The sequence below is a fragment of the Mobiluncus sp. genome, from assembly GCF_985070215.1.
Map to the genome: position 1 here is coordinate 23771 of NZ_CFKZQR010000015.1, position 15454 is coordinate 39224.

Consider the following 15454-nt stretch of genomic DNA (forward strand, 5'->3'; position numbering starts at 1 on the left):
TTCAAAACAAACGGCTGCGGTACGCAAGCCGGCTTGGTTCTGGCCTACCCTCCGGGTATTGGGCAGAGCGAGGCGAGTGTCTCACTGCCGCTTCTGCAGCGTCTGCTTAATCTCCGGAAAAACATCCCTACGCTCTCTCCCGGCCCGCAGCAGCACACACCAAAACCGAACTGGGAAAATCAGTCTTTTAGTTTGGAGTATTTAAACTTGTAGACCCCGTGCATGATGGTTCCATCCAGCCAACCTATCGGCTTGGCTGAGGTAACCTTTGCCACCAGAGCCGCCAAGGCGTTTTTACGCGCTACTGTGGCCACCGCCTGGGCTTCATCCAAATCAGCCCCCAGGAAATAGGTCGCTTTATGCCCGTAAATCATCGTCTTGCCAAACGTTTGACCGACTTTCAAGCCGACCAACTGGCTGAAGTCGTCCAGGTAGGCGGGCAAACCCGTTTGACTGAACTGCAAGAACAGCGGATCGTCCGTCGCGACCACCGCCCCGGCATCGTCTCGACGCATGAAAATGTGGATAATCTGAGGCGGCAAGCCAAAGCCATCACGCTCAAAACACCGCACCCGCGCCGCGCCGTCCTTTTCCTTCCAGCCGGTCATCAGTTCAAACTGAGTACGACAGGCGGCTTCCACCTCTTTTGCCAAATCCACCAGTTCGTTCGCGTCTTGGCCGAACAGCACTGCCCCGTGACCTTGCATCAGAATCGCCCTGGACCCGGTCTCACGCAGTGTAGCCAACACGGCCTTATGCAGTTTCCCCGTGGAAGGTAACCCGTAAGCTGCCGTCGGCAGGGCCGTCGACCCGATACGTTCTGCCAGCTCAGCTGGGATTTCCACCGCAGCACCGCTCACACTGAGAGCCGAGGCATAGGGCTGGTGAGTATGGATAATGAACTGGACCTCAGGCAATTCCCGATAGATTTCCGTGTGCAACCCGCGTTCCCCACTCGGCTTCAAATCCCCGGACCACTTGCCCTCAAAATCGACCTCTACCAGTTCTTCCGGGGTCATCGTCTCGTAGCCCCGCCCTGAAGGCGTAATGAGATAACGGTCATCACCGCTACGTTGAGACAAGTTGCCCCAGGTACGAGCCACTAAGCCTTCTCTCAGCAGAAGGCGCGCGGTATCGATAATCACATTTCCGGTTTTATCGTCTTGCCCAGTATTCCCGGTCATTTTTTGTCCTTTCCTCGCTACTGCGGCTGCCCGCGCCTGTTTATTTCTTGGTTGCCGGCTTCATCTCAACCTTTTGGAACACCCGCTCGAAACGGTTCAGCGCCTCGTCAATCAGTTCCGGGGTATATGCCGCGGAAGTGTACAGGCGCGAGCCGGCCAGAGTAATCAGCCCTTCGGCGGTGTAGGCCGCCCCCATGTATTCCATTTCTTTCTTACGTTTCGACGTTTCGTTCAAGACGTGCGGGATCGTCCACGGTTTACTCCAATCAATGGAGAAGTGCATGGTTCCCACCGTCTCGAGGTGGCACACGGAACCTTCGTTCCAAGCCACGAAAGGCAGGTTGTACTGCTTAATGAGGTCCCGCAGCCCATCGGTCAGGCGGTTGCCCATTTCTCCGGCGTATTCACAAGCATTCGTCTCAATAATGCGCTTAATCGTGTGGTAGCCCGCCACGCAGCTAATTGGGGTGGCTGCCATCGTGCCGCCAATCAACGCCTTGTGAACCTTGTCTCCCGTCTGAATCCCCGCCGCGAGGTACTTCATGTATTCGCGTTTGCCGCCCAGACCGCCCGCACCGGGATACCCTCCGGCGATGACCTTGCCAAACACCGTCAAATCGGAGTCAATCCCGAACAGCCCTGAAGCACCCCGGTCAGAAATTCGGAAAGCGGTAACGACCTCGTCAAAAATCAACAACGCACCGTAGCGTCGGCAGAGCCGTTCCACCCCTTTGAGGAAAGCCTGGTCGATGGGCCACGTCCCGGATTCCGGCCCGATGGGTTCAATCATGACCGCGGCAGTACCGCCGTGGAGTTTCTTCATGCGCAATTTGCGTTCCAGGTCACCCAGGTCTCCGGGCATAAACTCGTCTACGTAACGGAACATGGTCCAAGGCACCCCGTGGGCTTGAGTGAACTTAGAACCCGGGATACGGATACCGTAACCAAGCTGATCAGACCAGCCGTGATAGGCCCCGCCCATCTTCAGTATGTGCTTCTTTTTTGTAGCCAAACGGGCGACCCGGATTGCCGCCATGCACGCCTCTGTGCCCGAACCCAACATTCGGAACATATCCACAGTCGGCACCCGTGAGGCGATGAGGTCCGCCAGTTTGTATTCGTACTCGTGGAACAGACCGGTAGACGGCCCCCCATCGTTCAACAGTTTGATGACTTCTTCGCGAACTTCTGGCGGGTTGGAGCCCAGCACGGTCGGACCGCCAGCCTGCAGGAAATCAAAGTACACGTTGCCGTCAATGTCAGTTAGTTCATGTCCGCTGGCTTTGGTGATGACCAGGGGGAAAGGATGGTTGAACGCGAGATTGTGCTGAACTCCACCGGGAATGCGATTCATTGCCGTTTCAATCATAGATTTCGAACCTGAACACTTCGCTTCGAAGTAATCTTGTTCGTAATTGCGCAAGGCTCCGGCACTAATGGAGTAAATTGGTTTCTTGATAAGGTCATCCAGTTGCTTGTTGATGGCGCGAGTGCTGGGTTGATTAATTCGCATTTGATTCTCTCCTCACTGAGCTGAAATCATTGCCCCAATTGTATAACTCTTGAACGAAAGAAAACAGTATGTTGATACTTGCTTACGACGTCGGAACGTCAGGAGTGAAAACTTGTCTGTACCAGGCAGGGGCGGAGCTGACCCTGGTGAACTCCCGATTGGGGACCTACGGCCTAACAATCCTGCCCAATGGGGGCGCGGAACAAGACCCGGATCAGTGGTGGGACGCCATCGTCAAAACCACTCGTGAACTTGCGCGCGAAAACCCGCAAGAAATGGCGGAGGTCCAAGCCATCAGTTTTTGCTCCCAGATGCAGGCTCTGGTGCTGGTGGATGAGTCTGGGCATCACCTGCGTCCCGCCATGAGCTATATGGACCAGCGCGCCGCGGAGCAAAAACGGCGCGGGCTGGAAACCGGCATGAAAATTTCGGGGATGAATGCCAAGAAGTTGTTGTCCAGCCTCTATCGGACCTCCGCAGTTTCCGCTTCCGTCAAGGACCCCATGTGGAAATACCTCTGGGTGCGTGACAACGAGCCCGAAGTCTATGCCAAGGTCCACAAGTGGCTCGACGTCAAGGAATACCTCATTGCCCGCTTGACCGGGAATTTCGTCATGTCAGTAGATTCGGCGTTCGCCACTTTGCTCCTGGACGTGCGCAGCAGTCGTCCCGCGTGGGCATCGCGTTTAGCTCGCTCTTTCGGGGTCAATCCGAATCATCTCGCGCCCATCGTCACGTCGGCGACCGCAGTCGGGACGTTGCTTCCAAAAGTTGCTCAAGAGCTTGGCCTACCGCAAACCGCCACCGTTTATGCTGGTGGTGGGGACGCGTCACTAATTGGGGTGGGCGCTGGGGCCTGCGGGGTCAGTGACACCCACGTCTACTGGGGAACTTCAGGATGGGTCTCTACCGTCACCGATAAGCGCGCGGTTGATGTTAATTCCATGATTGCTACCGTTGACGGTGCCGATCCGGGCAAATACAACTACTTCGCCGAGCTAGAAACGGCCGGAAAATGTTTCGAATGGGTTCGCAAACATTTGGCCGAGGACGAGATTGACGTCTATCTGTCTCATAAGGATCAAGCCGCGGACGTGGAAACGAAATACACCTCGCTTTACGAGTACCTGTCCGAAGTCATTGCGAAAGCTCCCGCTGGTAGCGGCGGTGTGATTTTTACCCCTTGGCTGCACGGAAACCGTTGCCCGTTCGAGGATGCCAATGCCCGTGCCATGTTTTTCAACATCTCCCTGGAAACCGGCAAAACTGAGATGCTGCGCTCCGTCATCGAAGGCGTATGTTTCCATCTGCGTTGGTTCTTGGAAACTGAAGGGAAGAAAGTTCAAACTTCCGAAGCGGTACGTTTCGTTGGTGGCGGCGCCCTCTCGCCAGTCACTTCCCAAATTCTGGCTGATGTGCTGGGTCGAACCGTAGAGACGGTAAGGGATCCACAAAACGTGGGGTCGGTCGGTGCTGCCCTAGTCGCCCTGGTGGGGGCACACGAAGTCGACAACCTGGTTCAGGCCGCCCAGAAACTCGTGAAAGTCTCGGAACGTTACCTGCCTACCCCGGAACATCGCGCTGTCTACGACCGCCAATACGAAGTGTTTAAAGGCCTCTACCGCGCCAACCGCAAAGCCTTCAATCTGCTCAACAGTAACAACCAACCGAAATAACAAAGGATTACCACTATGACACAGACGGATTCTCCAACCCCACCGGAGCAGCCAGACAACTCCCCCGATGTCCCCTCGGGGGCAACGCTCTCTGGCGCTGAACCGACAGCCCCAGCCCCTGCCCCGAGCAACCCTGATGCGATTGTGGTCGGCCAGGCTTCAAAAGGCAAAGCCGCCCTCATTCAAGCCATCAAGTTTACTCTGCTGTCCATCACCGCCGCCGGGGTCGAGGTCGCCAGCTTCGCCCTGATGGTATGGATAAACTCCCTGACGGGGTGGTTCCCGTTCTGGGTGTCGCAATCGGTTTCCATCGCCCTGTCGGTTATCTATAACTTCACGGTCAACCGCCATTTCACTTTCAAGTCAGCGAATAACGTTCCCATCGCGATGCTCAAGGTCGCCTTGTTCTATGTGTTCTTTATCCCTCTGACGTCCTGGGGCGGACAAATTCTGTCCAATATGGGGTGGGCTGACTGGTTGCTGAAAGGCATCAGTTTGTTGCTGAACTTTGTCGGCGAGTTCTTGTGGTGGAAGTTCGTGGTGTTCCGCGGTTCGGAAAACACGAACTCTCTGGCGGTAAAGCAGGCCGAAAAGAGCCGGCAAAAAAGCGTATCTGCCACGGAATAAGCCGCCAGTGAACGATGTCTCACGGCTGGGATAGGAATTTGCTCAGTCGTGTTTTGGCTGACAACCGCAGTCTCGCCGCGCCCGCGTGGTTTGTTGTCGAGCGAGCAGTTCCGCCGCGCTCCTCGGGTAATCAACCCCGGTGAGAGTCAATCCCAGGGCCGGAGCGACCGGAATTTCTGGGATGCGCGCTTTGGCGGCCAACGCTCCTGCCAGCCAGGCTGTGTCCCGTTTAGCACGTCCTACTTCAGTCAACGCGCCCACCAGGGAGCGCACCATAGAGTGACAAAAGGCATCGGCGCACACCCGGATTTCTATGATTCCCGGTTCGATTCGCAGTGTCTCTAACTGTTGCAAGTTTCGGATCGTGGTGGCACCCTCGCGCGGCTTGCAGAAAGCCGCGAAGTCGTGTTCCCCCAGCAGTACTGTGGCGCTCGCATTCATAGCAGCCGGGTCCAACGAGGTCGGATACCACCAACAGCAGTTGCGGGTCAACGGGTTGCGCGCTGCCACGTCATCAACAATGCGGTACACGTAATGGCGCGCCAAAGCCGAAAACCTCGCATCGAAACTATCCGGCACCACTCTCGCCGCGGTCACCACCAACGCATCCACGGCACCCTGGGGATAAGCAGATGGTGCATCCTCCACCGGCCTAGCCAGATTTCCGCTCAGCACCGCCCGCAATACCGCTCCCAGCCGCAGCACCAAAGTTTCGGGGGAAACTGTGTGGTTTGCCGAATCCGGCACGGTGAAATGGGCCACTTGCCCGGTGGCATGAACCCCAGCATCGGTGCGTCCCGCCACCGTGAGCTCCACAGGTTGCCGAAAGATTACCGCCAAGGCGGATTGGAGGGCACCCTGCACCGTAGGCAGTCCGGGCTGGACGGCCCAACCGTGAAACGGTGTCCCATCATAGCGAATATCCAGGCGTATGCGCATTACTTCCCCCTGAACCCCACGACGCAGCCCGGTGGCGGTGTCATGCGGACTAAATCTGCGTTCACTCTAGGGCTGCTGGACATAATATCCATCCTCCCTGTTTCGCGACGAATTTGTGGCGCATCTGATAAAAAACCGGAGGGCTGGGTCCTGTGAACCCAGCCCTGCGGAAAAATGAGTCGGCTTATTCGGCCTTTTCTTCGGGAGTTTCCTCCGCCTTAGCTTCAGCCTTTTCCTCTACAGGAGTTTCGGGCTTCTCCTCAGCAGCATCTTTCGCTTCAGATTCTGTCTTGGTTTCTTCCGGCTTAGTTTCTTCCGGCTTGGCAGCAGCCTTCTTCGGTGTGGCCGGCTTAGCTTTCTTCTTCTTTTCGACGCCTTCAAGCACCAAAGAGATTTCCGCCAGAGGAGCATTGTCGCCCTTGCGATATCCCATCTTTACGATGCGAGTGCAGCCACCCTCACGGTCTTTATCAATGGCCGGAGCGATTTCCTCGAACAACTTGGCGACCACGGCCTTGTTGCGCAGCTTGGACAGCACCTGACGGCGAGCGTGCAAATCACCGCGGCGAGCCTTGGTGATGAGCTTCTCAGCCAGCGGCTGAAGACGCTTGGCACGAGCCTCGGTGGTCGTTACAGATTCATTTTCAAACAGGGCGCAAGCCAGGTTCGCGAGCATAATCCGCTCATGAGACGGGCTACCACCCAAACGGGGGCCTTTCGTGGGCTTAGGCATAATTCTTGATTCTCCTTAAATCTTGTCTCAAAAGTTAGTTTTCATCACTGAACTGGGGCATGTCCGCGCCTTCGACAGCAGGCATCGGGGTGTCTTTCAAAGACATCCCCATCCCAGCCAGTTTTTCCTTGATTTCATCGATGGATTTCTGACCAAAGTTGCGGATATCCAGCAAATCTGCCTGGGACCGAGCAACCAGGTCGCCTACCGTGTTAATGCCTTCACGAGTCAGGCAGTTCAACGCCCGGGAGGTCAGGTCCAAGTCCTCAACAGACATAGCCAAATCTTCGGCCAGAGCTGCATCGTTACCGGACGGCCCCAATTCGATGCCTTCGGCATCGTGGTTCAAGTCGCGAGCCAGCCCGAACAGCTCCACCAGGGTCTTGCCCGCGGAAGCCATCGCGTCACGCGGAAGAATGGCTTTCTTGGTTTCCACATCGACGACCAAACGATCGAAGTCTGTGCGTTGTTCCACACGAGTGGCCTCCACGCGGTAGGACACCTTAAGAACTGGAGAATAGATGGAATCCACGGGAATACGAGAAATCTCGGCTTCCGGGTCCTTGTTCTGAGACGCGGAAACGTAGCCGCGGCCGCGTTCCACTGTCAGTTCGATTTCCAGCTTGCCGTCTTTGTTCAACGTGGCAATGTGCTGTTCCGGGTTGTGAATCACCACGCCAGCCGGAGGCATAATGTCACCCACGGTGACCTCGCCTTCCCCGGTCTTGCGCAGATACATGACCACGGGCTCATCATTATCCGAGGACAGGACGATTTCCTTGATGTTCAAAACAATCTGAGTCACGTCCTCTTTCACACCCGGCAGGGTCGTGAATTCGTGCAAAGCCCCCTCAATCTTGATGGAGGTCACTGCCGAACCCGGAATCGAGGACAGCAGGGTGCGACGCAGGGAATTTCCCAGAGTGTACCCGAAACCCGGTTCCAAAGGCTCTATCGTAAAACGAGAGCGCTGGTCATTGATAACTTCTTCAGTCAGCTTCGGTTGCGCTTGAATAAGCACTGTTGATTTCCTTTCCGGCATCCGCCACCACACCGGTTCAGGCTCCAAATCCTTGGCGAAGGGATTTGAGTATTTTAGGTTGTAAGTAATTTTCCAGAACCGCTTGAGCTGCCGTTTGTCCCTGGTGAGGTCCACCAGCGGCTAATCGGCCCGGACAAGCGCAATCAGACGCGGCGACGCTTCGGAGGGCGGCAGCCGTTGTGAGCCTGCGGAGTTACATCCTGGATGGAACCAACTTCCAGACCGGTAGCAGTCAGAGTACGAATCGCGGTTTCACGACCAGAACCCGGACCCTTGACGAAAACGTCAACCTTTTTCAGACCAAATTCCTGCGCGCGACGAGCCGCGGCTTCAGCAGCCAACTGCGCTGCGAACGGCGTCGACTTACGCGAGCCCTTGAAACCGACCTGACCGGAGGACGACCAAGCAATAACAGCACCGGACGGATCCGTAATGGACACGATGGTGTTGTTGAATGTGGATTTGATATAAGCATTGCCTTCGGTAACGTTCTTACGTTCCTTGCGGCGCGATTTAGTGGCTTGAGGCTTACCTGCCATGATTTATCCCCCTTACTTCGCTTTCTTCTTACCGGCAACGGTGCGCTTGGGTCCCTTGCGGGAACGCGCATTAGTCTTGGTGCGCTGGCCATGAACCGGCAAGCCGGCGCGGTGACGACGCCCTTGATAGCAGTTGATTTCAATCTTGCGGCGAATATCCGCAGCAACTTCACGGCGCAAATCACCCTCGACCTTGTAGTTGGCCTGAATGAAATCGCGCAAAGCAATCAATTCGTCTTCAGTAAGGTCCTTGACGCGCGTATCCGGGCTCACACCGGTCGCTTCCAAGGTTTCCTTCGCGCGGGTACGTCCAATCCCGTAAATATATGTTAAAGCGATTTCCATGCGCTTTTCGCGCGGCAAATCCACACCTACCAGGCGTGCCATGTATTTCTCCTGTTTTCTTATTCAGAGGCCGTCACCCTGCCTCCCACACTGTCAATAGTGCGGCCTCGGCCCCTGATACCGAGGGTTACGGCTCACGCAACACCTGAAACTCCAGGTGAAACGATAGGCCGCTGGCGGGTGCTTGACCCAAATCGGGTCGTGCGCCGGGAGCGACGCGCCGGGACTTAGCCCTGACGCTGCTTGTGACGCGGGTTTTCGCAAATCACCATCACGCGACCGTGCCGGCGAATCACCTTGCACTTGTCGCAGATGGGTTTAACGCTGGGGTTAACCTTCATCATTTCCTCCGAGTTAGGCCATTTTACTTGTAGCGATACACTATACGGCCTCGAGTGAGGTCGTAAGGACTCAACTCGACTACCACGCGATCCTCAGGCAGGATACGGATGTAATGCTGGCGCATCTTTCCTGAGATATGCGCCAAAACCACATGCTCATTGGCCAGTTGCACCCGGAACATCGCATTAGGCAAGGCCTCAACTACTGTACCTTCGACCTCGATGACTCCGTCTTTTTTCCCCATAGGGCTAACCAATCCTCCGCAAAATGTCTTTTGGATCTTTAGAATCTGTCCTCAGGCAGGAACCCCCACCGTTAGACAGTCCAAAAGTCGATTCTAAACCTTTAATCCGCAAAACACCAAATCAGAGACTCTCCGCTAAGATGACCAAAACTGAGCCCAGACGAGGGAAAACTTGAGAATTGCCCCGGTGGGCTACTTGAGACCTTGACGGCGCAACCGCTGCCGAGTCGTTTCCAAGTTACCGGCCAAAGCCGCGGTCCGCAGCCGCGCCGCCCGCGCCTGACGTTGCGGATCACGAGCATTAATCATGGAGGTGCCAATTTGCCAGCCGGCATAAATCAGCAGCAGCTGGGCCACAAAAATCAGCACGAATGAGACTGCCGGAGGCGGAAGCAACGGGAACAGCAGCCCGAAGAAAGGAACCTTGTAACGAAATTCACCGCGAACCATATCCAGAGTGACTGTTTCGTCAGTAGCCTCCGCCTGGGGATTGTCAGATTTGACGCCGAACTGCATCTCATCGCCGGAACCCATGACTTCGCTAACTCGCGCAATCTCGTATTTCACCGCTTCGGTCGGCTGATAAGCAATAACGTCACCTGGATTGAGCTGTTGGGCTCCCTGCTGGCGCAGCTTTTGGAACAGCAACAGATCCGATTGGGAGAAAGTCGGATTCATAGAATCGTCAGGTATGGTCGTGGCGACGTAGCCTTGGGTGCGAGGAATCACGGTGGTCATGATGAAAGCCACGCCCACCAGAACCAGGATGACCCAGCCAATCATGAATAAGATTGCATTACGCAGAGGGTGCTGAGACTGCTTGTTCAGCAGCGAAACAATGCGGTTGGCCTGCGTGGTCATGTCTGGGCTCACCTCCCTGAGATTACTGCTATTTTACCTGTTATTGGCTAGTGCTTGCGGTCCTTCGACGTTACTTCTTTGACCTCTTGGAGAAAAGCCGGGAAAAGAATCCCTGTTTGACTGGCTCGACCGCGGCTTCGGCATCTTCGTAACCAGCTGCGAACAGCTCTTCGTCAGCGCCTGGCACGCCCTCTGCACTTGCGGTCGGATCCCATTCGGGGTATCCCTCCTGCATAGCTTCTGGAATGTCGCCTTGCACCTGGGGAATCTCGAAGGACAGTTCCTCCTCATCACCTTCCGTTTCAGCCTGATTGGCTTGGGCCAGCATTTCCTCGGCGTTTTCACCCAGGTAAGGCAAGTCAGCAGCGGCCGGCTCAGTCCCTTCGCTTTCCGCAGCGGTATCCCCCTCGGTCAGCTCGTCTGACATGTCGACTGGCAGTTCGGCCGGAACTTCGGACTCTGAATCGGCAAAATCTCCCAAATCGATTTCTTCCTGATTGGCCCAATCTGAATCTTGGGAAGCATCCGGCTCCTCCATCCCAATGGCCTCACTACCAGGCAAAGCCGTTTCTTGCGAAGTTTGGACGTCCCCGGGCAATTCGGCGGGACTTTCGTCCGCGAGTTCAGTTGCCTCTGCCAGCTCGGCATCGGCGGATTCTTCCATCGGCTCATCAAGACTGGGTTCTTCCGGCGTGTCAATCTCAGCCGACTCGAGATCGAGTTCCAAATCGTCCAACTCACCCAAATCCAAATCCACCAAGTCAACATCTGTTTCAGCGAAGGTTTCTTCCGTCTCGGTTGCTGGAGTCAGCATCTCCGGGAGTTCCTCGGGAATCTCCGTCTCAGGAATCTCAGCCGGTTCCGTTTCCTCAACCGGGGTTTCCTCCGTAAGTTCAGGGCTGGCCTCATCCACCGGCTCCTCGGGGGCGGAATCTTGCAGAGTCAGTTCCGTCTCGATTTGGGGCTCATTAATCTCCGTTTCCTCCAGCAGTGCGGCTGCCGGTAGTTCCGCGGCAACTTCCGCGTCCTCGGGCAGAGCGGTTTGTTCAGGAGTGGCCTCAAGTTCAGTTTCATAAGCCACTTCGGCCGGTGCCTCATCTGACGTGACCGCGGGCTGATCGGGCTCTAACGGGAGGACTTCCTCAGGTTCCTCGGGGTTGACAGCCCAATGCGCCATCTCGCCTTCCACGTCACCTACGTAAAGTTCGTCATCGTTACCTTCGGACTCCAGCACGTCATCGTCGTAGACACGCTGACCGACCAAATCCTCTGCGGCGGAGATTTCCGCGGCGAGAGTCTGTTCGGGCGATTCACCGTCCGCTGGCTCAACGGGAAGCTCCTCAGGCAGCGCCTCAGGCAATTCCTCGGAAAGTTCGTCAGGCAATTGTTCCAGCAGGTCCTCAGGCTGTTGCTCAGATAATTCTTCGGGTAGTTCCTCAGGTAGCTGTTCAGGCAATTCTTCAGGAAGCTCGATTACTTCAGCGTCAGTGGCCGCATGCTCTTCGGGCTCAGACCAAGGCTCGGCCTCGTCGTGTGCGCCTTCCGGCTCCTCGCTATCAGGCAGTTCTTGGTCAAGAGTGGGTGCAGCCGTTTCCGAGGTAGATTCGTCTGCCGCCATCGGCTCTCCGAACGGCGATAAGGTTTCTTCCGGTGCCTCGGTTTCAGCAACCACGTCCTCAGGAGCGTGAGCTAGAGGAACTCCGACTTCTGGAGCTAAAGGTTCTGCCGCGTCTGTCGGGGTCGCAGCTGTTTCTGACCAGGTCGTTTCACTGGACTGCCAGTCGGCTCCACGGTCAGAAGTTTCTGTCGGCAAGGTTTCAGGTTCGGGTTCGGCTGGCATCTCAGGAGTTGGAGCCGCAGCGGAAGACGCGCGTGCGGCTGCAATGATACTCAGACCGGGAATCTCTGCTGCGGCCGGATCATTAGCCAGCGGTAGTGGCCGGCGGGATCCCGTTTCGAGAGCCTCGATGGCGCAATCCGCAATGGCTTTCCAGTCAAAACCGGCCTTGGCAAGCTCGGAGGTTTCGACCTCGGGCAAGGGCGTGTTGGGAATGTCATGGTCACTGCGGGCGGAACGCACGTGGCTGGCTAGTTCATCCAACAGTTCCGGCACGCTGGGCAGCTGGGACGGCAAGGAAACCCCGTTTGTATAGATGTAACCAGGGTTATGTTTGCGTACCTTGGCCCGCAAGCGTTCCACGTCCTCACGACCTTGAGCCGTCAACGTAGGGGGACGATACCCATCATCTTCGGGCATAAACGAGGAAAACCTTTGGGCTCCCATGTTGAAACGAGAGGGGGTTGCGGGGTTGCTGCTTTCAGCCACGTTGTATTCTCCTTGCCATTCACAGTGCCGGACGGCACAGCTCTAATTATTCTATATTAGGCACCCTTAGTGAAACCTAAATCTAACCGCAAAACTTGCCAATTACAGAGGTTTATTGCCCAAAATGACCGTAATTCAACACTGACGAAAAGTAAACTTGGAAAAACCTCAACCGCGGGGCGCGATTGCCCGCGGTGAAAGCCCGAAGGGAGCCAACCCGGCGCGTCCTCCGTCTGGAGCTGTCAAAACCCACACTCCGCCGGGCAGAACCGCAACAGTGTGCTCAAAGTGGGCCGCTCTGGACCCATCCACGGTGACTGCCGTCCAACCATCGGATAGCTCTTTGGTTACGGAGCCTCCACGGGTCAACATGGGCTCGATGGCCAGCACCATCCCCGGTTTTATCTTTGGACCGCGGGCACGGGTGGAATAGTTCAACACATCGGGAGCCTGATGCATGGCGGTGCCGATACCGTGGCCTACGTACTCCTCCACGATGCCGGCCTCCCAGCCGTAGCGGAACGTATCCTCCGCTACAACTTTCTCAACAGCATCGCCGATTTCGCCCAGATACTTGGCGTTTGCTAGGGCAGCTATCGCTGACCACAGGGCTCGTTCGGTCGTGGAAAGCAGCTGCAAATCATCGGGACGAGCATGTGTTTCACCACCGCAAATCATCGAAAATGCGGCATCACCGTGCCACTGGCGAGAAGCGTTGTCCACGATATAGGCGCCACAGTCAAAGCTCACTAAGTCGCCAAACTGCAACACCCGATTGCCTGGAATCCCGTGGACGACTTCCTCGTTAATCGAGACACAAACGGTGGCGGGAAAGCCGTCGTAGCCCAAAAAGTTAGACTTTGCGCCCATACGTTTGATGACAGCGGCGCTAATCTGATCCAGTTCTCCGGTAGTGATACCCGGCTCACAAGCCTCACGAAGAGCCTGGTGAATCGCGACTACCACCATTCCGGCGCGGCGCATTTTCAGAATTTGATTGGTGGACTTAATCTCAATGCGCCGGTCTTGGACTGACACCGAGCTAATTCCTTTCGATTTCTTCCATCACCGCAAGCAAGCGCTGGGCAATTTCAGAAATGGTGCCCTCCCCATCGACCTTGCGCAACACGCCTTCCTGCTCATAAAAATCTAGCAAGGGCTGCGTAGCTTCAAAGAAAACCTCCAGACGGTGGTCGATGACTTCGGGGGTGTCGTCGGTACGGCCTTCAATTTCGGCACGCTTTAACAGCCGCCGTTTTACCTCGGCAGCGCTGACATCCAGGTAAATCGCCGCATCCACCCGTTCGTTGGTTTCAGCCAAGACGGCTTTGAGAACCTTAGCCTGGGGAATGGAGCGGGGATAGCCGTCCAGCAAAAAGCCGGCGGTGGCATCAGTCTGACTGATGCGCTCACAGACAATCCGGTCCGTGACCGAGTCGGGAACGAACTCACCCTTGTCAATATAGGACTCAATGAGCTTGCCCAGTTCAGTCTTTTCCGCCTTATGCTTACGGAAAATATCACCGGTCGAAATCCAAGGAATCTGAAAGTGTGTTGCAATCTCTTTGGCGTGGGTCCCTTTACCCGCGCCGGGAGGACCCATAATCACCAAATTTTTCGTCATGCCATAAATCCTTCGTAGTGGTGCTGATGCAGTTGAGCGTTGATGTCCTTCACCGTTTGCAGGCCAACGCCAACAATAATCAGAATTGTAGTACCGCCGAAGGGCAATTGGGGCACGTTCATCGCGACCATCGCAATCTGGGGAACCAGAGCCACGATAGTCAAGTAAACCGCACCGGCCGTAGTGATTCGAGTCATCACGTAGTGCAGGTAGTCGGCCGTGGGGCGTCCCGCACGCAGACCGGGGACGAAGCCGCCGTACTTCTTCATATTGTCCGCGACTTCCTCGGGGTTGAAAGTAATCGAGGTATAAAAGAACGCGAACGCAAAGGTCAGCAAGCCGTAAACGACCAGGTAGAACCAGGAGCTAGAACGGAAGTTCATGCTAATCCATTGAATCCACTTGGCATTTTGGTCACCGAACTGAGCCAGCATCATCGGCAGGGACAGAATTGAGGAAGCAAAGATGACCGGGATAACGCCGGACATATTAATCTTTAGCGGAATGTAGGTGGTGGTGCCGCCGTACATCCGGCGTCCCACCATGCGCTTGGCGTACTGCACGGGGATGCGACGCATGGACTGTTCCACATAGACCACAGCCAGGGTCACCAACAGAATCAGGGCAATAATCGCCAAGAACTTTTGGATACCGCCGTTACCGCCAGCAATAGCGAACAGCTTCCGCGGCAAGTTGGCGATGATAGAGGTGAAAATCAGGATGGACATACCGTTACCGACACCTTTTTCGGTAATCAGTTCACCCATCCACATAATCAAGCCGGTAGCAGCCGTCATCACCAGAATCTGGAGGACGAAAATCCAGGCAGAATCCGAGGGGATAATCTTTTCATTAGAAGCCCGGCCGAACAGTGTACCGGTCCGCGCCGCAGTGATGATGGAAGTTGATTGCAGCACGCCCAAGGCAATAGTCAGGTAGCGCGTGTACTGGGTCAGTTTCGCTTGACCGGTCTGACCTTCCTTGTGCAGGTCCTCAAAACGAGGAATGACTACGCGCAGCAACTGGATGATAATCGAAGCCGTAATGTAAGGCATGATGCCCAAGGCAAAAACAGAGAGCTGCAGCAAAGCGCCACCAGAGAACATATTCACCAAGTCGAGCAGCGACCCGTTGTTCTGAACATCAGAGATGACCGCCTTTAACGCGGCATAGTCAACACCCGGCAGGGGGATAAACGAACCCCAGCGGAACAGAGCCATGATAAAGAAGGTGAACAACAGCTTCTTACGAAGATCAGGCGTTTTGAAAGCCTGAATAAAAGCGGTAAACAAGTGTCCTCCAAAGTTTTACGGCACGTCAGTGAGCGTAGCCCACTTCCTAGCTAAACATGATACCGGTTCGACAGAGTTTGGTGGAAACGGCGGGGGACCGGTTTCGCACCCCGCCCTAAACCTCAGCGAAAACGGGCGGTCCAAGACCCCCCCTGAGCCCCGACCTT

16 protein-coding genes are annotated in these 15454 nt (G+C 55.7%); 2 read left to right on the top strand and 14 right to left on the bottom strand.

Translation table 11 applies throughout. From position 1 onward, the window contains the following. Positions 1–179: 179 nt before the first annotated feature. Entirely contained in the window at positions 180–1184 is a 1005-nt protein-coding gene (locus AC5LBQ_RS04645; RefSeq protein WP_307741935.1) for a class II aldolase/adducin family protein, read from the bottom strand. Between the two features lie 40 nt (positions 1185–1224). Continuing rightward, complete coding sequence (locus AC5LBQ_RS04650) at positions 1225–2697, bottom strand: aspartate aminotransferase family protein (RefSeq protein ID WP_493264764.1); 1473 nt, start codon at positions 2695–2697, stop codon at positions 1225–1227. 68 nt (positions 2698–2765) lie between these two features. On the opposite strand from AC5LBQ_RS04650, the gene AC5LBQ_RS04655 reads away from it, so the two are divergent. After that, complete coding sequence (locus AC5LBQ_RS04655) at positions 2766–4373, top strand: xylulokinase (RefSeq protein ID WP_493264765.1); 1608 nt, start codon at positions 2766–2768, stop codon at positions 4371–4373. 15 nt (positions 4374–4388) lie between these two features. Then, entirely contained in the window at positions 4389–5000 is a 612-nt protein-coding gene (locus tag AC5LBQ_RS04660) for a GtrA family protein (protein ID WP_493264766.1), read from the top strand. A gap of 42 nt (positions 5001–5042) precedes the next feature. Here AC5LBQ_RS04660 and truA read toward each other — a convergent pair whose 3' ends face one another. The 12 genes from truA to secY all read right to left on the bottom strand — a co-directional run bounded on the left by truA (position 5043) and on the right by secY (position 15287). Beyond that, positions 5043–5939, bottom strand: a complete 897-nt coding sequence (gene truA / locus AC5LBQ_RS04665) for a tRNA pseudouridine(38-40) synthase TruA (protein ID WP_493264767.1) — start codon at positions 5937–5939, stop codon at positions 5043–5045. A gap of 184 nt (positions 5940–6123) precedes the next feature. After that, positions 6124–6672 carry a 50S ribosomal protein L17 gene (rplQ, locus tag AC5LBQ_RS04670; RefSeq protein WP_493264768.1) on the bottom strand — a complete coding sequence of 183 codons (549 nt, stop codon included), beginning with the start codon at positions 6670–6672 and terminating at the stop codon, positions 6124–6126. A gap of 34 nt (positions 6673–6706) precedes the next feature. After that, the gene (locus AC5LBQ_RS04675) at positions 6707–7693 is read right to left on the bottom strand and encodes a DNA-directed RNA polymerase subunit alpha (RefSeq protein WP_282922073.1); all 987 of its coding nucleotides are present in this window, start codon (positions 7691–7693) and stop codon (positions 6707–6709) included. 164 nt (positions 7694–7857) lie between these two features. After that, on the bottom strand, positions 7858–8253 hold the full coding sequence (gene rpsK / locus AC5LBQ_RS04680; RefSeq protein ID WP_282922074.1) for a 30S ribosomal protein S11: 396 nt from the start codon (positions 8251–8253) through the stop codon (positions 7858–7860). A 12-nt stretch (positions 8254–8265) separates the two neighbouring features. After that, the gene (rpsM, locus tag AC5LBQ_RS04685; RefSeq protein WP_282922075.1) at positions 8266–8640 is read right to left on the bottom strand and encodes a 30S ribosomal protein S13; all 375 of its coding nucleotides are present in this window, start codon (positions 8638–8640) and stop codon (positions 8266–8268) included. A gap of 185 nt (positions 8641–8825) precedes the next feature. Beyond that, positions 8826–8939: a 50S ribosomal protein L36 gene (gene rpmJ / locus AC5LBQ_RS04690; protein ID WP_004008316.1), complete on the bottom strand. Its 114-nt coding sequence runs from the start codon at positions 8937–8939 to the stop codon at positions 8826–8828. Positions 8940–8962: 23 nt separating this feature from the next. Continuing rightward, a complete protein-coding gene (infA, locus tag AC5LBQ_RS04695; RefSeq protein WP_036324108.1) occupies positions 8963–9184 on the bottom strand; it encodes a translation initiation factor IF-1 in 222 nt (73 codons plus the stop codon). A 192-nt stretch (positions 9185–9376) separates the two neighbouring features. Next, entirely contained in the window at positions 9377–10045 is a 669-nt protein-coding gene (locus AC5LBQ_RS04700) for a S24/S26 family peptidase (protein WP_297345657.1), read from the bottom strand. 70 nt (positions 10046–10115) lie between these two features. Beyond that, a complete protein-coding gene (locus tag AC5LBQ_RS04705) occupies positions 10116–12371 on the bottom strand; it encodes a hypothetical protein (RefSeq protein ID WP_297345656.1) in 2256 nt (751 codons plus the stop codon). 168 nt (positions 12372–12539) lie between these two features. Continuing rightward, the gene (gene map / locus AC5LBQ_RS04710; RefSeq protein WP_493264769.1) at positions 12540–13409 is read right to left on the bottom strand and encodes a type I methionyl aminopeptidase; all 870 of its coding nucleotides are present in this window, start codon (positions 13407–13409) and stop codon (positions 12540–12542) included. A 4-nt stretch (positions 13410–13413) separates the two neighbouring features. Continuing rightward, entirely contained in the window at positions 13414–13995 is a 582-nt protein-coding gene (locus AC5LBQ_RS04715) for an adenylate kinase (RefSeq protein WP_295026582.1), read from the bottom strand. Next, positions 13992–15287: a preprotein translocase subunit SecY gene (secY, locus tag AC5LBQ_RS04720; RefSeq protein WP_282922080.1), complete on the bottom strand. Its 1296-nt coding sequence runs from the start codon at positions 15285–15287 to the stop codon at positions 13992–13994. Before secY ends, AC5LBQ_RS04715 begins: the two co-directional genes overlap by 4 nt. Positions 15288–15454: the final 167 nt, after the last annotated feature.